A 21,225-nucleotide genomic window follows, 5' to 3' on the forward strand; every position below is an offset into this window, starting at 1 on the left:
ATTCATAGGAATAATGAGAAAGAACTTATCCTTCAAATTCATCGTAGGATTAGCCCTCGTGGCCTTCGTTTTCGTTTCGTGCGGACAGCAGAAGCGTAAGGATGGCCGTACAGACACCAACTCATCGGGTGTGATTAGCTTCGCTGCCGACGAGAGTTTCAGTCCGATTGTTGACGAACTGAAGCAGGTATTCGAGATGCAGTGCCCTGAAGCAATGGTAAAGCCTATCTATACTAATGAGGTAGACGGTGTGAACATGCTTCTAAAAAATAAGGTGATGCTCACCATTACGGCACGCAACTTCACTAAGAAAGAATATGATTATCTGAAGGGAACCGACCAATTGCCCGAGGCTGTGCCTCTCGCATATGATGGTATGGCGCTCATCTGCAATAATAAAAACCTCGACTCTTGCATCACAGTCAATGATATAAAGGCTGTTCTCTCTGGTAAGAAGACACGTTGGAGTGAGGTTAACCCAGGCTCAAAGCTCGGTGAGATTTGGGTATGTTTCGACAACAAGAAGTCGGCAGCTGTCGACTATTGCTGTGACTCAATTCTCGGTGGCAAGCCAATCAATAGTCCGAACGTGTTTGCAGCTAAGGACTCAAAAGATGTTATCGACTATGTAGCTCGCACTCCTAATGCCATTGGCGTGATAGGAAGCAACTGGCTTAACGACAAGCGCGACTCAACAAATACTACTTGGAACAAGGCTATCACCGTAATGTCGGTGTCAAAACTCGATAAGGCCACTCCAATGAATTCGTGGAAACCGTATCAGGCATGGTTGCTCAACGGTCGCTATCCGTTTGTACGCACCATTTATGCTCTGCTCAACGACCCCAAGCGTGGACTCCCATGGGGATTTGCTCACTTTATTGAGTCTCCACGTGGACAGCTCATCGTGTTCAAGGCTGGTCTGCTGCCTACTCGTGGTGAGATTGCAATCCGCGATGTCAATGTGAACAACAAACCGTATTAGAATCCTTTAATTAAACAATAGCTTTTGCCCCGCGGCTTTATACAATTGAACAATTAAACAACCAGAATTATGAAAGCAATTAAATATCTCGTAGCAGGAGCTTTGATGCTCAGCATCGCCGCTCCAACAATGGCACAGGACGTTAAATCGCAGGTTGATGCCATCACAAAAGTAGTAGTTGACGCCAAGGGTGACGCTGTCGCAACTAAGGCGCAGATTAAGGACTTCATGAAGTTGAACAAGAAGAATGCACAGGCTATTGCAGGTCTTGGTCGCGCATTCCTTGTTGCAAAGAATTATGAGCAGGCCAAGACTTATGCCGATATGGCAATGAAGGTTGGCAAGAATGTATCGGCTGGTTATATCCTTCGTGGCGACATCGCTTCGGCTGAGGATGACGGCGGTTTGGCTGCTTCTTACTATGAAATGTCTACACAGCAGGACCCTCAGGATCCTACAGCTTATGTAAAGTACGCTCGCGTATATCAGAAGGTTGACGCTGACGGTGCTGTAGCTATGCTTGAGAAGCTTCGTTCGGTAAAGCCTGACTATCCTGTTGACGCTGCAGCTGGCTATATGTACTCTTCAAACAATAAGTTGAAGACAGCTCTCCAGTACTACGGCAAGGTTCAGAACATCAACTCGCTCGACGACTATATCCTTTTCGACTATGCTTCTACAGCATACGTACTTGAGGACTATGACAAGACTCTGCAGCTTGCCGCTGCTGGTGTTCAGAAGTATCCTCATTACTCTTCATTCTACCGTGTAGGTATGTATGCTTCGGACAAGGTTAAGAAGTATGAGGACGCTGTTAACTATGGTAACAAGTTGTTCAACACAACTGATACTATCAAGTACACAGCCAACGACTACATCTACTATGCCGAGGCTCTTATGAACACTGGCAAGTTTGACGAGGCTATCGCTGCTTACAAGCACATTCCTGAGGTTGACCCTGAGAACAAGGAGACTAACAAGCTCATCTCTGGTCTCTATGTTAAGGCTCATCGCTTCCCTGAGGCTGTTGCCGCTATGGAGCAGTACATCACAGAGGCTGGCGAGAATGCTACATACAAGGAGCTTGACGCTCTTGCCGACATCTACATCGACGAGGCTTCTGTAGAGGGAGCTACTGATGCTGTTAAGAAGGCTGCATTCGAGAATGCTGATAAGGTATACGCTCGCATGGCTGAGAAGTACGATTATGCTGCTACTTACGCAGTTTGGAAGCGTGCTCTTATGAACCATCAGATTAACCCTGATGTTAAGGTAGGTCGCGCTCTGCCTTACTATCAGCAGTACATCTCGCTCGTAGAGCCGAAGGCTGAGAAGACTGCTTCAGAGCTCAACAAGCTTGCTATCTCTTACACCTATCTTGCCGTTCACTATATTCAGAACGACAAGAAGGCTGAGGCAAAGGAGTGGGCACAGAAGCTCGCTGAGATTCGTCCGGACGATCCCAATGCACAGCAGATTCTCTCTATTAAGTAATACTTAAGAAACTGTTGACAATTAGACAATATACAAGTCGACAAGGAAATAACAAATAATAATTAAAGACGACGAGCTTCGGTTCGCCGTCTTTTTTTGTTTTCATATATCTATGTGTATTTTTGGCGAAGTTGTGGCCTTCAAATATAAATAAAAGTTAATCTCGTTCATAAATCGAGCCTTTGTACGTTTATATATCAGAAAACCAAAAGAATGAAAGACAAGGAGTTTGAACATATAGCACCAGTGTTGCGCCGCCGCTCGGTGGCTACAGCACGTAGCCTTGGTCTCGACGCAGACGATGCAGAGGATGTGGCGCAGGATGCGCTGCTGAAGCTGTGGTCGCTGCGTGGCGAGTTGAAGGTGGAGCGTATCGAAGCCCTTGTCGTTACTGTGGCACGCAACTTATCAGTTGACTTCCACCGGCGATGCCGCACTATTCCGATGGACAATCGACCTGTCGTCGACGAACTCCACACTCAGCCCGACACTCTTATGGAAGTAGCCGACGATGAGCGTTGGCTTGAACGTAAGATGCAGGCGTTGCCATCCACCGAGTATCAGGTGCTGCATCTGCGTCAGGTGGAACGCAAGTCCGACGAGCAGATAGCCGCGATACTCAGTATCGGTGTAGGTTCGGTGCCAACGCTCCTGTCACGAGCCAGGCGTAAGCTATTGGAAGCAATGCGAGCCCGACAACGGGTTGAGTAATTCGGATAATTGGTAATGTAACTTGTAAGATGTTTTAATCACAATAAAATGACAGCTATGGAAATCAAGCAACTCATAGACAGATATATGAACGGTCAGACAACCGTTGACGAGGAGCAGCTTCTTGCGCGCTACTTCCGTTCGGCTACCGACTTGCCTGACGACTTGCAGCCTTATCGCGACATGTTCGCCTACTTTGACGAAGTTATGCCCTTAGGCGCTTTGCCCGAGTTTGACGGTTCAGCCGGGCAGGCAGAGACTCGTGTCGCGCCCGACAGCAGCAAGGTTGTCGCTCCGCGCAGACACAGCCTTCGCATGGCAGCATGGTGGAGTGGGGCAGTGGCAGTGGCAGCAGCCGTGGCTCTGTTGCTGATAATGTATCGCCCGTCGGCACCCGTCCAGCCCATAGCATCGGCTGTAGTAGTGAGCGACACGTGCAGCACGTCTACAGGTGTTGAGGCTGAACAGAACGTCGTGACCGACTCAGTAAAGCTCAAGCCACAGCCCCAACGTCGTCGCCCAAGCGTACGCCGCCGCTACTACATTGCTCCGCCCAAGACCTATCTGGCACATGCCGCCGCCACCGACAGCACCACGCACCAAGCCGATGCCAACGTGAACGGCTCTGCCACCGACTGCCTTGTAGCCATACACGAGTTGCCCGAGGCAGAGCGCCAGAGCATAGAGCACGACATAAGGGAGTCGCTTAGGCTTGTCGACGAGGTGCGCAACACGCTGCTTGCAGTAGATATGCTCAACCAAATCGACGACGAAGCCGACGACGAACTGTATTGACATCGGATGAATAATATACTCGCATCGAATAAATACACCTAATAAAACATTGACGATTATGAAAAAGATATTCACAATGATTATCGCCCTTGCGCTCGTTCCGGCATTTGCGGCAGCGCAGACCACCATTGCCCGCGTAGTGGAGCAGTTCAAGAAAGGCGCTGTTGAAGAAATTTCAACCTCCAAGGAAACCGACACCGACACCGACGGCAAGCAATGCGTTTATGAAAGAAATATATTTCTTGTGGCAAAGAACAGCGGCAAGTTCAAGCAGCTGATGGATGTCTTCAACGACGAGCAGACGAATGCCTACTCTGTGAACAAGCGTATGGCAGGCTATGGCGGCTCTGCCAGTAAAATAGGTTACGGCAAGAATTCGGAAAAGACGATAGTGTTTATGAAATATTCCGACCGCAACTACTTCGTGCTTTACTTTAAGGACCCTGCCGATTCGAAGCGTCGCACGTGCTATGCATTGGCATGGTATGAAAGCAAGAAGGACAAGAAGAAAAAGGAAATGTGGTGTGTAGACATCATACGTGTATACAGCCTGAACCCCGAATATGTGAGGTCGCTGCCCAAGACCATAACCAAGACCACTACTACCGTCAATTCCGACGACACCAACACGTCCATTACGGTCAACTCCGACGGCACCATCATACGCTACGACCGCAACACGGGCAACAGCATAGTGTATCGTCCGCAGGACAACAAGAAGGCAAGCAGCATCGATGTGCCCATAAAGAACAGCGGCGACTTCATACAGCGGTTCAACGATCTGCGCACCGAGTATATACAGATGGTGCAGTTTGCGGGCAAGGAGCAGACCTTCTTCGCCAACCGTATAATGCCGCCCGTCAACAAGATGCTGCAGTTGTGTCGTGAGCACGGCAAGCTTCTGCTCCACAACGAGCGCTTATCATGCATAGGAATACTTGACGACATGAAGCAGAGCGCACGCGACAATGGTATACGCGAAATGCTAAATCTTGCCCAAAAGTATCTTAACGGCAAATAAGCAGAATGCTGTACTGCAGCTATCGAATTTCTCTCTCTATATATATTTGAATTAATATATTTTCAGCCCTTCGGCATCGTGATGATTGCCGGAGGGCTTTTGGGTCTCAATAAAAAGCATTAACTTTGCAAAGGAAAACAAACAACAATCGATATGAACAAATCTCTTCTATTAGCCTCGGCAGGCATTGCTTGCGTGCCAACGCTGCTTGCGGCTAAGACAGCAAAGGCCGCTAAGGCCAACGACCCTGCACGCCCCAACATCATATTCATACTGTGCGACGACATGGGATATGGCGACCTTGCATGCTATGGACAGCCCTATATCTCTACGCCCAACATCGACCGTATGGCAAGCGAGGGCATGCGCTTCACTCAGGCATACGCCGGTTCGCCCGTATCGGCACCGTCGCGAGCTACCATTATGACCGGTCAGCACTCGGGACACTCGCATGTGCGTGGCAACAAGGAGTACTGGTCGTACAAGAATACCGTGAAGTATGGCGACAACGTCGACTTCGCCGTAGTAGGTCAGGAGCCTTACGACCCTGCCCATAAGATTCTGCCCGAAATGCTCAAGGACCGCGGCTATCGCACAGGCGTGTTCGGCAAGTGGGCAGGAGGTTATGAAGGTTCGGCTTCAACACCCGACAAGCGTGGCATCGACGAGTTCTATGGCTACATCTGCCAGTTCCAGGCTCATCTGTATTATCCCAACTTCCTCAACCGCTTCTCGCGTTCGCAGGGCGACACAGCCGTTGTGCGTGAGGTGATGGAGGAGAACATCAAGTATCCGATGTTCGGCAAGGACTACTTCAAGCGCACCCAGTACTCGGCACGTATGATACACGACAAGGCTCTGGAGTGGATTGACAGTCAGGATGCCGAGCATCCGTTTGTGGGCTTCTTCACCTACACTCTGCCCCATGCCGAGCTGGCTCAGCCCGACGACCAGATACTCGAAGGTTACAAGAAGAAGTTCTTCGTCGACAAGACCTGGGGCGGACAGGAAGGCTCGCGCTATAATTCCGTAGAGCATACACACGCCCATTTCGCCGGAATGATAACCCGTCTGGACTCGTATGTAGGCGAGGTGATGGCCAAACTGAAGGAGAAGGGGCTCGACAAGAACACGCTCGTTATCTTCACCAGCGACAACGGACCTCACGAGGAGGGTGGAGCCGATCCCGAATACTTCGGTCGCGACGGCAAACTGCGCGGATTGAAGCGCCAATGCTACGAGGGTGGCATACGCATTCCGTTCATAGCATGGTGGCCCGGACGCATTCAGGCTGGCACAACAAGCGACTTGCAATTTGCATTCTATGACCTTATGCCTACATTCTGCGACCTTGCCGGTGTGAAGAACTTCCGCAAGCGCTACACCAACCGTGCTCTGCCGGGCGACGGATTTGACGGCATCAGCATCGCGCCGACACTCTTGGGCAATGCCGACAAGCAGCAGCTGCACGACCATCTGTACTGGGAGTTCCACGAGACCGATCAGATTGGTGTGCGCCGAGGCGACTGGAAGCTGATAGTAGTAAAGGGCAAGCCACGCCTGTACAATCTCGCCAACGACCTGCACGAGGACATTGACGTGTCAGACAAGCACCCCGAAATAGTACAGCAGCTCATCGACGTAATAAAGAAGGAGCATACTGACAACCCGATGTTCAAAGTTACACTGCCCTACTAAGTTATCAATAGGCAGATTTGATATTACAATAAAGCCCTGACTTGCACAAGTCGGGGCTTTATTGTCTAAAAGATTAAGTATCTTTTTCGGACAAAACACTTATAATTCAGTATTTTTGTCTAATTTTGCACATTATGAAAGAAAATAAGATATCATTGAGCAGCAAGCAGTATGCGGTGCCGTTCATTCTCATCACCTCACTATTCTTTATGTGGGGCTTTGCTCGCGCCATACTCGACGTGCTCAATAAGCATTTTCAGACCGAGCTTGACATTACAATAACCCAGTCGTCGCTGATACAGGTGACAACATATATGGGCTACTTCCTCATGGCCATTCCGGCAGGATTGTTCATCAATCGTATGGGCTATCGCCGCGGAGTTGTGACGGGATTGGTGCTGTTCGGACTTGGTTCGCTGGCTTTCATTCCGTGCTCAATGGCGGGAACATTCTATCCATATCTTGTGGCGCTGTTCGTCATAGGTTGCGGACTCGTGTTTCTTGAGACGTCTGCCAACCCATACGTTACGGAGTTGGGACCTAAAGAGACTGCTACTGCACGATTGAACTTCTCGCAGTCGTTCAACGGAGTAGGTTCGATGTTTGCTACACTCGTTGTTGGCAGCTTCCTCTTTCAGAGCGAATCGGCAGGCGACGGCAGCAATGCTGTGATACCATACTCGATAATGGGTGCCCTTGTGCTGCTCATTGCCGTAATCTTCTCACGTGTAAACCTGCCCGAAATAAAGCACACCGACGATAAGGAGACGCAACAGGGCGGACATAACATCTCGCGCCTGTTCAAGAACCGCTGCTTCGTATTCGGACTCTCAGCCTTGCTCGCTTACGAGGTGGCAGAGATTTCAATCAACTCATACTTCATCAACTATGTCACAGGACAGGGATGGATGGAGCCAGCCACAGCCTCTACGGTGCTGACCGTCGGTCTGGGACTGTTCATGCTGGCGCGCTTCATTGGTGCAGCCGTGATGAGTAATATAGCAGCCGAGAAATATCTGCTCATCTGTGCAGTGGGTACGGTAGCTTGTATTGCCGTGCTGCTGCTCGACATGGGTCGCAATATCTCTATGGCAGCGCTGATGATGAACTACTTCTTCGAGGCTATCATGTTTCCGACCATCTTTGCACTCACCCTGCGCGGACTCGGCGGACTGACCAAGAGTGCCTCGTCGATACTCATGATGACTCCGGTAGGCGGATGCGGATTCCTGCTGATGGGCTACGCTGCCGACCATGCAGGCAACTTCGTGCTGCCGTTCTTCATTCCGCTCGTAGGATATGCTATTGTGATGGCTTATGCCTGGAGCACAGTGAGGAGCACGGTGAAGAAATAGAAAAAGGGAAATACACAAGGTTTTTTAGGATAATCAATACATCAACGAAAAATGAACATCAAGGAGATACTGAACAGCACAGACGGAAGCAAACACTTCTCGTTTGAGGTGCTGCCGCCGCTGAAGGGCACCGGAACAGAGCGTCTGTTCTCGACGATAGAGAAGTTTAAGGAATTCAACCCTGCGTATATCAACATCACCACCCACCACAGCGAGTATGTGTACCGTGAGGTGGAGGGCGGACAGTATGAGCGTTTGCGCTTGCGTCGTCGGCCAGGTACGGTAGCCATAGCTGCCGCCATACAGAACAAGTTCGGCATACCCGTCATCCCGCACGTGATATGCAGCGGAGCGAGTGCCTTCGACATAGAGTATGAACTCATCGACCTTCAGTTTCTCGGTATTGAAAACCTGCTGCTGTTGCGTGGCGACAAGGCCAAGGAAGACAGCCGATATGTGCCTACGCCAGGCGGCTACTCGCACACGACAGAGCTGATAGAGCAGGTGAATAAGTTCAATGAAGGATTCTTCAACGACGGAACGCCGATAAAGAATCCTGGCGGAAAGTTCGGATTCGGTGTGGCGTGCTATCCCGAGAAACACGAAGAAGCACCCAACATCGAGATGGATATGGAGTATCTCAAGCTGAAACAAGACCTCGGAGCCGACTATGCCGTGACGCAGCTGTTCTACGACAACCAGAAGTACTTCGACTTTGTGAAGCGTGCCCGCGAAATGGGCATAACGATGCCAATCATTCCTGGACTGAAGCCGTTTGCCAAGTTGTCGCAGCTTACGGTAGTGCCCAAGACGTTCCATTGCGACCTCCCGCAGGAGTTGGCGCAGGAAGTGCTCAAGTGCAAGACTGACGACGACGCCCGACAGTTGGGCATTGAGTGGACCACCGAGCAGTGTCGACAACTCTATGCTGCCGGAGTTCACAACATTCACTTCTATACCGTGTCGGCTGTCGACTCGGTTAGGGAGGTGGCAAAGAGGTTGCTGTAAGATATTTGAATTTTGATTTGTGAATTTTGAGTTTTGAATTGTTCTCGGCTTCGCCTGCGATTTTGAATTGTTCAATGTTGAATTTTTCAAAATCCAATACCGAAAACTCATAATTCCAAATTCAAAATTGCGATAGAAGTCGTAATAATTCACAATTCAAAACTCAAAACTCACAATTGCCATCGGCAACAATTCAAAACTCAAAATTCAAAACTCAAAATATGCAGTTTGACGAAGTGATAGGCCAGGAAGGGGCCAAAAGGCAGTTGCGCCAGCTCATTGACGAGGGGCGCGTGCCACATGCAATGCTGTTCTGCGGTCCGACGGGCTGCGGCAAGATGGCGCTTGCCATGGCTTTCGCCTCGGAACTGCTTGGTCATAGCCGACTGCTGAACCAATGGACTCACCCAGACCTTGTGTTCAGCTATCCCACCATAAAGAAGCCCAGCATGGGGTCGGAACATCAGCCCACGAGCGACGACTACGCCAGTCAGTGGCGCGAGATGATAATGCGCGGACCGTATTTCACGCTCGAACAATGGATGGCGCAGATGGATGCCGAGAACCAGCAGGCTGTAATCACGGGTGCTGAGAGCGACGCCTTGTCGCGCAAGCTGAGTCTGAAGTCGAGTCAGGGCGGATATAAGGTGTGCATAGTCTGGTTGCCCGAGCGCATGAACCAGACGAGTGCCAACAAATTGCTCAAACTGCTTGAGGAACCACCAGCGCAAACGGTGTTTATCCTTGTGAGCGAAGACCCGGGCAGACTGCTCGAAACAATACGCAGCCGCACGCAGCGATTCGACTTCAAGCGCATTGCCGACGACGCAATAGAGCTGGCTCTCGTGGCGCGTTGCGGAATCGAGCAAGACCTCGCACATCGTATAGCACGTATTTCAGGCGGTTCGTGGACAGAAGCCACAGGAGCGTTGCAGGCAGGCAATGAGAATAACATGTTTTTCGACCTGTTTACGATGCTCATGCGACTGGCATACGCCAAGCGCGTCAAGGAACTCAAGAAATGGAGTGAAAGTATTGCTGCCTTCGGTCGTGAGAAACAAAAGCGACTGCTCGTGTACTTCAGCCGTATGATACGCGAGAACTTCATGTACAACTTCCACGACCCGCGACTCACCTATATGACTGTCAATGAGGAACAGTTTGCGTCGCGCTTCGCACCGTTCATCAACGAGCGCAACATCTTCGAGTTTAGCGAGATGTTCGAACGTGCACTGCGCGACATAACACAGAACGCCAATTCAAAGATGGTGTTTTTCGACATAGCTCTACAATCAATAATATATATAACACGCAAATAGATGAAAGAATTCAAGGACATGCAATTCCATATATCCCGCGACACCGACCGCGGGCTCAGCCACTGCGCTTGCGGTAGGCAGGACAGACAGCTCAACACCTACGACTGGTTGTATGACGTGCCTGGCAACGAGGAGGATACAGACCTCGTTGAGGTGCAGTTCAAGAACACACGTAAGGGTTACTATCACAATGTCAATCACCTTGACCTTCAAAAAGGAGATACCGTGGCTGTTGAGGCAAACCCTGGACACGACATCGGTGTTGTGACGCTGACCGGACGCCTTGTAAAGCTGCAGGTGAAGAAAGCCAATCTGAAGTCGCCTGATGAGATAAAGCGCGTATACCGTATAGCCAAGCCTACTGATATGGACAAGTATTATGAGGCAAAGAGCCGCGAACACGGCACAATGATACAGAGCCGTCAGATAGCCAAAGACCTCGGGCTGCAGATGAAGATAGGCGACGTGGAGTATCAAGGCGACGGCAACAAGGCCATATTCTACTACATCGCTGACGAGCGCGTTGACTTCCGACAGCTCATCAAGGTTCTGGCTGACACCTTCCACGTGCGCATTGAGATGAAACAGATTGGTGCTCGACAGGAGGCTGGACGCATTGGCGGTACTGGACCGTGTGGTCGTGAGCTGTGCTGTGCTACATGGATGAAGAACTTTGTGAGCGTCAGCACCAATGCGGCACGCATCCAGGACATATCGCTCAATCCGCAGAAACTTGCCGGAATGTGCGCTAAGCTGAAGTGCTGTCTCAACTATGAGGTTGACGACTATGTTGAGGCTGGACGCAAGATGCCTGCTCGCGATGTCGTATTGCAGACTGCCGACGGCGACTGGTATCTGTTCAAGACCGATATACTGGCTGGTCTCGTGACATATTCAACTGATAAGTCGATAGCTGCCAATCTTATTACAATCTCGGCAGAACGTGCGCGTGCTGTCATAGAGATGAACCGTCGTGGCGAGAAGCCTGAGGCGCTTGATGAGGGAGATTCAGTGAGCACATCCGACCGTCCTGCCGACCTTTTGGCGGATGCAGACATCAGCCGTTTTGATAAGGCTAAGAAAAAGAAGAAGGCAAAGAATCGTCCGAATCGTCAGCAGCAGCCTGCCAATAATCAGCAGCGTGAGCCAAAGCAGCCGAAGCAGCGCGAACAGCGACAGCCAAAGTCGGCTCCTGCCGATATGCAGCAACAGCCAAGGCCACAGGCACAGCAATACCATAAGCCACAGGGTCAGCAGCCTAAACCACAGGGTCAACATCCACAGCAGCCCAGGCCGCAAGGTCAGCAGCAAAAACAGCAGGCTAATCAGCAGGGTCAGCAGCAACCTAAACCGCAGCATCCTGCAAAACCGCAGGCACAGCAGCCAAAGCAGCAGCCTCAGGCCAATGCTGATGTACAGAAATAAAATAGGATGAGGGTGTGTTTTTTATGGCACACCCTCATTCCGTTAATAGTCATTGCTTATAAAGCTAATATAAAAAGATACTTGGAAGGAAATATGAAGAATAGCAAATGTTTTGCACTGTTGGTCGTGATGTCGCTACTGATTTTATCGGCATGCAATAGCCGGCTCGTGTACGACCGCTACGCATCAACGCCAATATCAGGGTGGGAGAAAAATGATACGCTGTCGTTCGACATACGTCCTGTTGACGGTACGGACACATACGATATGTGGCTTGGACTGCGAACCAGCGAAGCCTATCCGTTCACTGCCATCACACTAATCGTTGAGCAGCATATCTATCCGAGAGATACCATTATCAACGACACGGTGAACTGTAAGATTACCGACCGACATGGCAACGCATCGGGCTCTGGCGTCAATTTCCACCAGTACCGTTTCCCCGTAGCCGCACTGCAATTGCAGGAAGGCGACTCAATACATATACGTGTACGTCACGACATGAAGCGTGAGATATTGCCGGGTATAAGCGATGTAGGCATATCGCTTAATCGCAAGTAGGGTAGAAGCTACTCGAAGTAGAAGCTCAGCACAATCATCTTTGAGCTTGCCTTGCTTACAGCCTGTGCATACTTGAGCATGTTCTTGTCGCGCAGTTCGTCGGCATGTTTGGTGTCGAGCGAATTGCCAAGGGCGTAGACGAATTTCAGCTCGGGGCGCAGCTTGAAGAAAGGTAGGTAGAAATCGCATCCTACACCAGCCTCTACTGCCATGGTGTAGCGTTTCAGACGCAGGTTGTCGCTGCGCTTGGTGTTGAGATTGAGCATCGGAGCCAGACCTGCCATAAGGTATGGACGATGGTTGTTGAAGCGAGGTGCGGCGAAAATCAAGTCGGCTGAGCAAGATATGTAAGCCGACTTGATGTCCTGACGCGACTCCTCGGCACGTCCGTCGGCATCCAACTTGTTAAGGTCGTGGAATACGATATGGCGTGAGCCGAAATACATCATCGGTGCCACGCGCACCTGGAAATGCTCTGTAAGGCGTGCCTCGCCGAGCACACCGACGTTAATGCCGGGATCCCAACGGCTTTGGTCGACGGTGACAAGTGCCTGGTGCTCCTGCCCGTCTTCACCGATATAAGTCTGCTGCCCGACGTTGGTCAGCTCCACATCCTGCAAGTGAGTGCCTACTACGACACCAAAGTGAAACGGACGCAAGTCGGTATACGGGCGGTTTTGTACCGTACGTTGCTGTGCGTGAGCCATGCCGCCTAACATAGATGGCATAGCCGCTAAAAATATCAGTATAGCTGCGAGTCTCATAATAATATATAACGACATTAACCCAATGTTATTGCTTTGGCTTATTACCAAAAAAATGCAATACGGATATAGCAAAATGGAGTGGAATGTGTAAATAAGTTAAAATCACTACCCATTTGTAGGTATTTCGAAGAAAAACGCTATCTTTGCATCATCTAATTTTAGGTAGTATAACATTAATAACATTTAAATAGAATTTAATTATGGCTTATGTAATTGGCGACGACTGCATCGCATGCGGTACATGTATTGGTGAGTGCCCGGTAGAGGCTATCTCTGAAGGCGAAAAGTATTCAATCAACCCTGATCTCTGCACAGAGTGTGGTACATGCGCTAGCGTATGTCCTCAGGAGGCTATCAGCCTCGGCGAGTAAGGATTTACTACAGAAATATTAAAGGCGGCAAATTGCAGCATATTGTGCTCGTAGTTTGCCGCCTTTTCGTGTTCTGTTGGGTACAGATGTTGCTAAAGTATTGTTTTTCTGTTAAATAAATGTAAATAAGCGGGCTGCTTAAAAGCATGATTTCTTTATATAATAAAAAATGAGTAATTTTGCGGACCGATTATTTGGGGATACACTTAGAGTCCCCTGCATGAGGGTGTTAATAGCGCTCGTTATAGAAAAGGCCAAACGGCGTGGTTAGTGAATCGCTCGTGCAACAAAAATAAAACGTTTTTTAGTAGTAATTTTTAAATTAAACAATGAACACTTTAAGTTACAAGACTATTTCCGTAAACAAGGAAACAGCTAAGAAGGAGTGGGTGGTAATCGATGCCACAGACCAGGTAGTAGGTCGTCTCTGCTCTAAAGTAGCAAAGCTAATCCGCGGAAAGTACAAGCCGTCATTCACTCCCCACGTGGACTGTGGTGACAACGTTATCATTATCAACGCAGCCAAGGCTGTTTTCACTGGCAAGAAGGAAACAGACAAGGTTTACACACGTTATACTGGCTATCCTGGTGGACAGCGCTTCAACACTCCGGCAGAGCTCCGCAAGCGTCCTGACGGAATGGACAAGATTATCCGTCACGCTGTGAAGGGTATGCTCCCCAAGGGTCCTCTCGGCCGTCACCTGCTTGACAATCTCTACATCTACGATGGTACAGAGCACAAGCACGAGGCTCAGCAGCCTAAGGCAATTGATATTAACCAGTATAAATAAAGAATAGAAGATGGAAATGATAAATGCAATTGGTCGCCGTAAGAGTGCCGTAGCTCGTGTTTATCTCACAGAGGGCACCGGTAAGATCACAATCAACAAGGAAGAACTCGCAAAGTATTTCCCATCAGCAATTCTGCAGTATGTGGTTAAGCAGCCGCTGCTCCTGCTCGGTGTGGAAGAGAAATATGATATCAAGTGCAACCTCGACGGTGGCGGTTTCACCGGTCAGAGCCAGGCTCTTCGTCTCGCTATCGCCCGCGCACTTGTAAAGGTTGACGCTGAGGACAAGAAGACTCTTAAGGGTCAGGGCTTCCTCACTCGCGATTCACGTGAGGTTGAGCGTAAGAAGCCGGGTCAGCCGAAGGCTCGCCGTCGCTTCCAGTTCAGCAAGCGTTAAAATATGGAGAACGGCTGGGACACCTTATTATATATATGTGTGGCTTAGCATATCTCCAAAGTTTAGCATCCAAACCCGCAAGACCGAAAGAGTGAGTTAGGAATTACGAATTAGGAATTACGAATTAGGAGTTGTGAGTTAGAATTATAATTCAAAATTCAAAATCGGCGAAGCCGACCAATTCAAAACTCAAAATTCAAAACTCAAAACTCGACATTCGTTACTCGTGGGCTGGTTCAATTTAACTCAAAGGAAAGTAAACAAATTAACAAGAACAAAGAAATGTCAAGAACTAATTTTGACCAGTTGTTAGAGGCAGGCTGTCACTTTGGCCACCTCCGTCGTAAGTGGAATCCCGCAATGGCTCCTTATATCTTCATGGAGCGCAACGGCATTCATATCATCGATTTGCACAAGACCGTAGCTAAGGTTGACGAGGCTGCTGAGGCTTTGAAGCAGATCGCAAAGTCAGGCAAGAAGATCCTGTTCGTCGCTACTAAAAAACAAGCTAAGGACATCGTAGCCGAGAAGGCAGCGAGCGTGAATATGCCTTACGTTATCGAGCGTTGGCCGGGCGGTATGCTCACCAACTTCCCGACAATCCGCAAGGCTGTTAAGAAAATGGCGAACATCGACAAGCTCATGAACGACGGAACTTTCTCAAAGCTCTCTAAGCGTGAGCTTCTGCAGGTGACACGCCAGCGTGCTAAGTTGGAGAAGAACCTCGGTTCTATCGCTGACTTGACTCGCCTCCCGAGCGCTTTGTTCGTTGTTGACGTGATGAAGGAGAACATCGCCGTTAAGGAGGCTAACCGCCTCGGCATTCCGGTGTTCGCTATGGTAGATACCAACTCTGACCCACGCAACATCGACTACATCATCCCTGCTAACGACGACGCTAAGGATTCTATCGACGTAGTTCTCTCAGCTTGCTGCGGTGCTATCGCAGAGGGTCTTGAGGAGCGTAAGGTAGAGAAGGCTGACGAGAAGGCAGCTGCTGAGCAGAAGGAGGGCAAGGCTCCCCGCAAGGCTCGCAAGGAGGAAACTCCTGCTGAGAATGCAGCAGAGTAATCTTACATAACATAAAGATCGGAAATTCTTTAATTCGTAAATCCAAGGTTTTAGAATGGAGAATTTCCGATTTTTGGGTTAAAGGGGATTATACCAAATCAAGCAATAATTAATAACTAATAATTAATAAAGAATAAAAAACTATGGCTATTTCAATTGAAGACATCAAGAAACTTCGTGCCATGACAGGTGCTGGTCTTGCTGACGTAAAGAAGGCTCTGACAGAGGCTGAAGGTGATTTCGATAAGGCAAAGGAGTTGCTCCGTGAGCGTGGACTCGCTATCGCAGCTAAGCGTTCAGACCGCGAGACTGCAAACGGTTGTGTACTCGTTAAGAACGTTGACGGTTTTGCTGCAATGATCGCTTTGAAGTGTGAGACTGACTTCGTTGCTAACGGTGCTGACTTCATCAAGTTGACATCTGATATCCTCGACGCTGCTATCGCTGCCAAGGCTCATACTCTCGACGAGGTTAAGACTCTCAAGCTTGGTGAGGCTGACGTTCAGACTGCTGTTACACAGCGCTCTGGTATCACTGGCGAGAAGATGGAGCTCGACGGCTACAACGTACTCGAGGGTGAGAACATCGAGGTTTACGACCACATGGGCAAGCACACTCTCTGCACAATGGTACAGCTCAACCAGAACAATGAGGAGGCTGGTCATAAGGTAGCTATGCAGGTAGCTGCTATGAAGCCTATCGCTCTTGACGAGGCTTCAGTACCTGAGGAAGTTAAGGAGGAAGAGTACAAGGTTGCTGTTCAGAAGACTAAGGAAGAGCAGATCGAGAAGGCTGTAGAGGTAGCTGTTAAGAAGGCTGGTCTCAATCCTAACCACTTCGACTCTGAGGACCACATCGAGTCTAACCAGGGCAAGGGCTGGATCACAGCTGAGGACGTTGCTAAGTTCCGCGAGATCAAGGAGACCGTTTCTGCTGAGAAGGCTGCTAACCTCAACGAGAATATGATCCAGAACATCGCTAAGGGTCGTGTTGGCAAGTTCCTTAAGGAGAACTGCCTCGTTTGCCAGGAGTTCCAGTTCGGTGACGGCGACAAGCAGAGCGTTGCTGACTACCTGAAGAAGCAGGACAAGGAGCTGAAGATTGTTGCTTACAAGCGCTTCACTCTTGCTGCTGAGTAATTGGAATAATCAATTACACATATAATTAATATAGGAGCCGTGAAGAGTGAAAACTCTTTCACGGCTTTTTGTTTAATATCGACGTTGTTGCGAAGGGTTTCGTCAGCACGTCATCTTGTCAACTTAGATAAAATGAAGATTTTTGCCGTAGGTATGAACTACCTTGAACACAATAAAGAGCTCCATGGTTCGTTATTTAAACCAGAGGAACCGGTGATTTTCACCAAGGCCGACTCGGCAGTGCTCAAGGACCATAAACCATTCTTTATTCCCGACCACATGGGACGCATTGATTACGAGACAGAAATCGTAGTGCGAATCAGCAAGTTGGGAAAGAATATTTCCGAGCGTTTTGCCCATCGCTATTACGACGCCGTTACCGTCGGCATCGACTTTACTGCTCGCGAGTTGCAGAAAAAACTGCGTTCTGAGGGTAAACCTTGGGATTTGTGTAAGGGATTTGACGGAAGTGCAGCCCTGGGCGAATGGGTTTCGCTGGACAAATTCCGTGATATACAGGCCATCCATTTTCATCTCGACATCAACGGCAATACCGTTCAGGAGGGATGTACGAGCGATATGCTCTATCGTGTCGATCAATTGATAGCTTATATATCACAGTATTTCACACTAAAGACCGGTGATATCCTCTACACCGGAACGCCTGCAGGAGTAGGTCCCGTACATATCGATGATCATCTTGAGGGATATATAGAAGACCGCAAGGTGCTCGAATTCAATTGTAAATAACAATATTAAACGAATATGCGCAACATATACATAGTCTTGACCCTGCTTCTTGCCACTGTTCAGGCAAGTGCCCAGAAGTTCTATAATCTCACAGCCAAGGAGGTGAGGGTCGACTCTGTATTGCCCGTATTCTGCCATACCGAGTCGCTGCCTGTCAATTACCGCGACTCGGTTTATTCTTTTAGTATTGCTTATGCCGAATATGCCGACATGCCGCATGCCGACATTGAGGCATACCAACGTATAGAAAGCAAGCTACCGTCAGCTGAACCGCGCCTCGAAACAAGCGTTGTGATGGACCGCAAGCAGCCGTCGCTGCTCACAACGTTCTGTCCCGTAGTGTTGCGTGGCGGCCGCTGGCAGGTGTTGGTGAGCTTTATGCTGCGCCGTTCGGCCACTGTAGAACGTATGAGCCGTGTCACTTCGCTGACTCGTAATGGTGAGTCGCCTCTTGCTGATGTCGTAGCTCCACAAGACCGTTATGCTCAGCACAGCGTGTTGCGCGAAGGACGTTGGGTGAAGATACGCGTGCCGTCAACCGGTGTGTATCAGCTCACTTCCGAGCTTATGCGCAAAGCCGGATTCAGCAATCCCGACCGTGTGAAAGTGTATGGTTATGGAGGGAACTTGCAGAGCGAGACTCTTGACCCCGATTATCTTATTGCCACCGACGATTTGCACGAAGTGTCCACATGTACCATTGGTTCGCGTAGGTTGATGTTTGCTCGTGGTCCTGTGTCGTGGAACAGTAATAACGCAACATGCCGTACACGCAACCCATATTCCGACTATGGCTATTATTTTTTGACCGACGATGGTACTGAACCGCAAAAGATAGATTCGGCAGACTTTGTTTCTTCTTTTTATCCGTCGGCTGATTATTATCACGACCTATACGAAGTGGACGGTTTCAGTTGGCATCATGGCGGCCGGAACTTGTACGATTCGCGCCAGGTGCAGTCTGGCGACTCGCTCGTTCTAAACTTTAATGCCCCTAATAAAACTGCGACAGGGCGTATGATGGTCAATGTCACGTCTGGCGGCGCTATGTCTGTCGAGGTGAGATTGAATGGCCGTCGACTAGGCACGCTCAATACAACAGTAAGTGAACCGCTTTATGTTTTTGGTTTTCAGAGTAGCGGTACTTATGACATAGAGAGTGACAAGTCGCGTGAACAGCAGACCGTAAGTCTGCATGTGCTCAATGGCGAACCTATGCGACTCGATTTCGTGTCGCTAACATGGTCTGTGCCCCATCAGCTTGGCAATCTTGCCACCGACGCTCTGCCGGTTCCGGAATATGTTTATGCCATAACCAATCAGGACCATCATGCTGACCCTCAGGCTGACATGGTGATAATAATCCCCACATCGCAAAAACTGCTTGCCCAGGCACGTCGTCTGAAGCAACTACATGAGAATGCCGATGGTATGCGTGTCAATATAGTGCCAGCCGACGAATTGTATAATGAGTTCTCAAGCGGCACGCCTGACGCCTCGGCATACCGCCGTTATCTGAAGATGCTGTACGACCGCGCCACAACCGCAGCCGACCAGCCCAAGTATCTCGTGCTTTTCGGCAGCTGCATGTGGGACAACCGCCTGCTCACGTCCGAATGCCGACAAATGAAGGCTGACGATTATTTGCTGGCATACGAAAGCGAGGAATCGTTCGACAAGCGACTTAGTTATATCGACGATTCGTTTTACGGCATGCTTGACGACGGCGAAGGACTGCGCCCGTTGTATGTCGACAAGGTGGATGTGGCAGTCGGACGTTTCCCCGTGACCACAGCTGCCGATGCCAAGACAATGGTTGACAAGATAGAGAGCTACATGAAGAATGCCGGAGGAGCGGCATGGCTCAACGAAATAATGTTCATGGGCGACGACGGCGATGACAACCGCCACATGAAGGATGCCGATGCCGTAGCCGAACAGGTGATAGCCGAGAATCCGGCGTTGCGTGTCAACAAGGTGATGTGGGACTCTTATCCAGCCGTTATACAGACTTCGGGAGTGACATATCCCTATGCCAGCAAGGCTATAATGCGCCAACAGAACAAGGGAGCGCTCATAATGGACTACACCGGTCATGGTTCGGAACACCAGTTCTCGCATGAGAACGTGTTGTTCCTTAAAGATTTCAGAGAATTTTCGAATACCAACATGCCGCTGTGGGTAACGGTGGGCTGCGACTTCATGCCCTTCGACGCCCCGGTGGACAATATCGGAGTAACAGCGGTACTCAACGAAAAGGGTGGAGTAGCTGCATTCATCGGCTCGACGCGCACCGTATATTCTACATACAATGCTGAGTTACACTCACCGTTGATGCGTTTCCTGCTCTCGCACGACGACGACGGACGTGCAATGCCGGTTGGTGAAGCGTTGCGTCGTGCCAAGAACACTGCCTCATACAAGCGTTTGGCAGAAAACTCGCGACAGTTCTCACTTCTTGGCGACCCTGCAATGCGACTTTGGACACCGCGCCAGCTTATAGTAGTTGACTCCATCGGCGATGTAGATGTGGCCAAGGGAGGTAAGGCTGAGATGCGTGCCGGAGCACTGGTAAAGGTAAAAGGCCATATTGAAGGAATGGAAAATTTCTCAGGTACTGCAACGCTTCTGGTGCGCGACCGTAAAGAGACGGTGGTATGCTACAACAATCAGAATGCTGCCGACGACCCAATGGAGTTCACCGACCGCAAGGCTGTGCTCTATAGTGGCGACAGTAAGGTTGTGGACGGTAAGTTTGCATTCACCTTTGCGGTACCCAAGGATATCAGTTACTCTGGCGAAGAGGGACTCATTAACGTCTTTGCCATCGATGACGAACATACAATGGTGGTGAACGGCTACAGCAACAGCTTCACCGTAGGAGGCAGCGACATTGCCGACAACGACTCTATTGGTCCGTCCGTGTACTGCTATCTGAACTCGCCTTCGTTCCAGAATGGCGACAGAGTGAACTCTACGCCGTACTTTGTGGCTGAGATAACCGACCGCGACGGCATCAACGCCGCCGGAGCAGGAGTGGGACACGACATGCAACTCGTAATCGACGGCAAGACGGAACTGACATATACGCTCAACGACAACTTCCAGTACGACTTCGGATCGTACACCACAGGCTCTACATATTATTGTCTGCCGGAACTTGCGGAGGGTGAACACCGCCTGAAGTTTACCGCTTGGGACATACTCAACAATCCCACTACGCAGGAACTCCGCTTCCGTGTGGCAAGAGGACTGAAACCTACATTCATCATTTCGTGCACAGACAACCCCGCAACGACCTCTACCACATTCGTCATAGCCAACGACCGCACTGGCAGCAATGTGGATGTGCGCATTGAAGTGCTCGACATGAGCGGACGGTTGTTGTGGCGTCACGACGAGAGCGGAGTGTCAACGGCCTCTGCCTATACCGTCAATTGGGACCTGAAGCTCGACAACGGCCAGCAGCTCGACACCGGAGTCTACCTCTATCGTGTACGTCTTTCGTCCGACGGAGCGTCGCGTATGTCGAAAGCCAAGAAACTGATAGTAGTGGGCAATAAATAA

The 21,225-nt window shown here is 49.8% G+C and carries 19 protein-coding genes; 18 read left to right on the forward strand and 1 reads right to left on the reverse strand.

Annotated features, from left to right (window positions below; genetic code table 11):
* Positions 1-13 precede the first annotated feature (13 nt).
* The 11 genes from I6E38_RS00075 (at position 14) to I6E38_RS00125 (ending at position 12,372) form a co-directional block, all read left to right on the forward strand.
* On the forward strand, positions 14-985 hold the full coding sequence (locus I6E38_RS00075) for a PstS family phosphate ABC transporter substrate-binding protein (protein ID WP_235392059.1): 972 nt from the start codon (positions 14-16) through the stop codon (positions 983-985).
* A 69-nt stretch (positions 986-1,054) separates the two neighbouring features.
* Positions 1,055-2,479: a tetratricopeptide repeat protein gene (locus tag I6E38_RS00080; RefSeq protein WP_235392060.1), complete on the forward strand. Its 1,425-nt coding sequence runs from the start codon at positions 1,055-1,057 to the stop codon at positions 2,477-2,479.
* Between the two features lie 213 nt (positions 2,480-2,692).
* Entirely contained in the window at positions 2,693-3,190 is a 498-nt protein-coding gene (locus I6E38_RS00085; RefSeq protein ID WP_235392061.1) for an RNA polymerase sigma factor, read from the forward strand.
* A 57-nt stretch (positions 3,191-3,247) separates the two neighbouring features.
* Positions 3,248-3,985, forward strand: a complete 738-nt coding sequence (locus I6E38_RS00090; protein ID WP_235392062.1) for a hypothetical protein — start codon at positions 3,248-3,250, stop codon at positions 3,983-3,985.
* A gap of 58 nt (positions 3,986-4,043) precedes the next feature.
* Positions 4,044-5,006: a hypothetical protein gene (locus I6E38_RS00095; RefSeq protein WP_235392063.1), complete on the forward strand. Its 963-nt coding sequence runs from the start codon at positions 4,044-4,046 to the stop codon at positions 5,004-5,006.
* A gap of 153 nt (positions 5,007-5,159) precedes the next feature.
* Positions 5,160-6,704: an arylsulfatase gene (locus I6E38_RS00100; RefSeq protein WP_235392064.1), complete on the forward strand. Its 1,545-nt coding sequence runs from the start codon at positions 5,160-5,162 to the stop codon at positions 6,702-6,704.
* A 134-nt stretch (positions 6,705-6,838) separates the two neighbouring features.
* Positions 6,839-8,059 (forward strand): sugar MFS transporter, encoded by a 1,221-nt coding sequence (locus I6E38_RS00105; RefSeq protein ID WP_235392065.1) that lies wholly within the window; start codon positions 6,839-6,841, stop codon positions 8,057-8,059.
* Positions 8,060-8,110: 51 nt separating this feature from the next.
* Positions 8,111-9,067: a methylenetetrahydrofolate reductase gene (locus tag I6E38_RS00110; RefSeq protein WP_235392066.1), complete on the forward strand. Its 957-nt coding sequence runs from the start codon at positions 8,111-8,113 to the stop codon at positions 9,065-9,067.
* A 221-nt stretch (positions 9,068-9,288) separates the two neighbouring features.
* Complete coding sequence (locus I6E38_RS00115; RefSeq protein ID WP_235392067.1) at positions 9,289-10,386, forward strand: DNA polymerase III subunit; 1,098 nt, start codon at positions 9,289-9,291, stop codon at positions 10,384-10,386.
* Positions 10,387-11,811 (forward strand): PSP1 domain-containing protein, encoded by a 1,425-nt coding sequence (locus tag I6E38_RS00120; RefSeq protein WP_235392068.1) that lies wholly within the window; start codon positions 10,387-10,389, stop codon positions 11,809-11,811. It abuts the gene before it with no gap.
* A 93-nt stretch (positions 11,812-11,904) separates the two neighbouring features.
* A complete protein-coding gene (locus tag I6E38_RS00125) occupies positions 11,905-12,372 on the forward strand; it encodes a gliding motility lipoprotein GldH (RefSeq protein WP_235392069.1) in 468 nt (155 codons plus the stop codon).
* Positions 12,373-12,380: 8 nt separating this feature from the next.
* Here I6E38_RS00125 and porT read toward each other — a convergent pair whose 3' ends face one another.
* Positions 12,381-13,136: a type IX secretion/gliding motility protein PorT/SprT gene (gene porT / locus I6E38_RS00130; protein WP_235392070.1), complete on the reverse strand. Its 756-nt coding sequence runs from the start codon at positions 13,134-13,136 to the stop codon at positions 12,381-12,383.
* 203 nt (positions 13,137-13,339) lie between these two features.
* Here porT and I6E38_RS00135 point away from each other — a divergent pair, with 203 nt between their 5' ends.
* From I6E38_RS00135 to porU, 7 genes are all read left to right on the forward strand, one after another.
* Positions 13,340-13,510 carry a 4Fe-4S binding protein gene (locus I6E38_RS00135; RefSeq protein WP_007897308.1) on the forward strand — a complete coding sequence of 57 codons (171 nt, stop codon included), beginning with the start codon at positions 13,340-13,342 and terminating at the stop codon, positions 13,508-13,510.
* Between the two features lie 329 nt (positions 13,511-13,839).
* Positions 13,840-14,301 carry a 50S ribosomal protein L13 gene (gene rplM / locus I6E38_RS00140; RefSeq protein ID WP_235392071.1) on the forward strand — a complete coding sequence of 154 codons (462 nt, stop codon included), beginning with the start codon at positions 13,840-13,842 and terminating at the stop codon, positions 14,299-14,301.
* Between the two features lie 10 nt (positions 14,302-14,311).
* Positions 14,312-14,698 carry a 30S ribosomal protein S9 gene (gene rpsI / locus I6E38_RS00145; protein ID WP_235392072.1) on the forward strand — a complete coding sequence of 129 codons (387 nt, stop codon included), beginning with the start codon at positions 14,312-14,314 and terminating at the stop codon, positions 14,696-14,698.
* 282 nt (positions 14,699-14,980) lie between these two features.
* A complete protein-coding gene (gene rpsB / locus I6E38_RS00150) occupies positions 14,981-15,769 on the forward strand; it encodes a 30S ribosomal protein S2 (RefSeq protein WP_235392073.1) in 789 nt (262 codons plus the stop codon).
* 143 nt (positions 15,770-15,912) lie between these two features.
* Complete coding sequence (gene tsf / locus I6E38_RS00155) at positions 15,913-16,908, forward strand: translation elongation factor Ts (protein WP_235392074.1); 996 nt, start codon at positions 15,913-15,915, stop codon at positions 16,906-16,908.
* A 132-nt stretch (positions 16,909-17,040) separates the two neighbouring features.
* Positions 17,041-17,658, forward strand: coding sequence for a fumarylacetoacetate hydrolase family protein (locus I6E38_RS00160; protein ID WP_235392075.1), 618 nt, complete (start codon positions 17,041-17,043; stop codon positions 17,656-17,658).
* A 15-nt stretch (positions 17,659-17,673) separates the two neighbouring features.
* On the forward strand, positions 17,674-21,225 hold the full coding sequence (gene porU, locus I6E38_RS00165) for a type IX secretion system sortase PorU (RefSeq protein WP_235392076.1): 3,552 nt from the start codon (positions 17,674-17,676) through the stop codon (positions 21,223-21,225).

Source organism: Leyella stercorea, assembly GCF_021531355.1.
Lineage (GTDB): Bacteria > Bacteroidota > Bacteroidia > Bacteroidales > Bacteroidaceae > Prevotella.

Excerpts from the sequence above, each read along its gene's own strand:
- I6E38_RS00075 (WP_235392059.1), top strand. The coding sequence starts at position 14 with ATGAGAAAGAACTTATCCTTCAAATTCATCGTAGGATTAGCCCTCGTG.
- I6E38_RS00080 (WP_235392060.1), top strand. The coding sequence starts at position 1,055 with ATGAAAGCAATTAAATATCTCGTAGCAGGAGCTTTGATGCTCAGCATC.
- I6E38_RS00085 (WP_235392061.1), top strand. The coding sequence starts at position 2,693 with ATGAAAGACAAGGAGTTTGAACATATAGCACCAGTGTTGCGCCGCCGC.
- I6E38_RS00090 (WP_235392062.1), top strand. The coding sequence starts at position 3,248 with ATGGAAATCAAGCAACTCATAGACAGATATATGAACGGTCAGACAACC.
- I6E38_RS00095 (WP_235392063.1), top strand. The coding sequence starts at position 4,044 with ATGAAAAAGATATTCACAATGATTATCGCCCTTGCGCTCGTTCCGGCA.
- I6E38_RS00100 (WP_235392064.1), top strand. The coding sequence starts at position 5,160 with ATGAACAAATCTCTTCTATTAGCCTCGGCAGGCATTGCTTGCGTGCCA.
- I6E38_RS00105 (WP_235392065.1), top strand. The coding sequence starts at position 6,839 with ATGAAAGAAAATAAGATATCATTGAGCAGCAAGCAGTATGCGGTGCCG.
- I6E38_RS00110 (WP_235392066.1), top strand. The coding sequence starts at position 8,111 with ATGAACATCAAGGAGATACTGAACAGCACAGACGGAAGCAAACACTTC.
- I6E38_RS00115 (WP_235392067.1), top strand. The coding sequence starts at position 9,289 with ATGCAGTTTGACGAAGTGATAGGCCAGGAAGGGGCCAAAAGGCAGTTG.
- I6E38_RS00120 (WP_235392068.1), top strand. The coding sequence starts at position 10,387 with ATGAAAGAATTCAAGGACATGCAATTCCATATATCCCGCGACACCGAC.
- I6E38_RS00125 (WP_235392069.1), top strand. The coding sequence starts at position 11,905 with ATGAAGAATAGCAAATGTTTTGCACTGTTGGTCGTGATGTCGCTACTG.
- porT (WP_235392070.1), bottom strand. The coding sequence starts at position 13,136 with ATGAGACTCGCAGCTATACTGATATTTTTAGCGGCTATGCCATCTATG.
- I6E38_RS00135 (WP_007897308.1), top strand. The coding sequence starts at position 13,340 with ATGGCTTATGTAATTGGCGACGACTGCATCGCATGCGGTACATGTATT.
- rplM (WP_235392071.1), top strand. The coding sequence starts at position 13,840 with ATGAACACTTTAAGTTACAAGACTATTTCCGTAAACAAGGAAACAGCT.
- rpsI (WP_235392072.1), top strand. The coding sequence starts at position 14,312 with ATGGAAATGATAAATGCAATTGGTCGCCGTAAGAGTGCCGTAGCTCGT.
- rpsB (WP_235392073.1), top strand. The coding sequence starts at position 14,981 with ATGTCAAGAACTAATTTTGACCAGTTGTTAGAGGCAGGCTGTCACTTT.
- tsf (WP_235392074.1), top strand. The coding sequence starts at position 15,913 with ATGGCTATTTCAATTGAAGACATCAAGAAACTTCGTGCCATGACAGGT.
- I6E38_RS00160 (WP_235392075.1), top strand. The coding sequence starts at position 17,041 with ATGAAGATTTTTGCCGTAGGTATGAACTACCTTGAACACAATAAAGAG.
- porU (WP_235392076.1), top strand. The coding sequence starts at position 17,674 with ATGCGCAACATATACATAGTCTTGACCCTGCTTCTTGCCACTGTTCAG.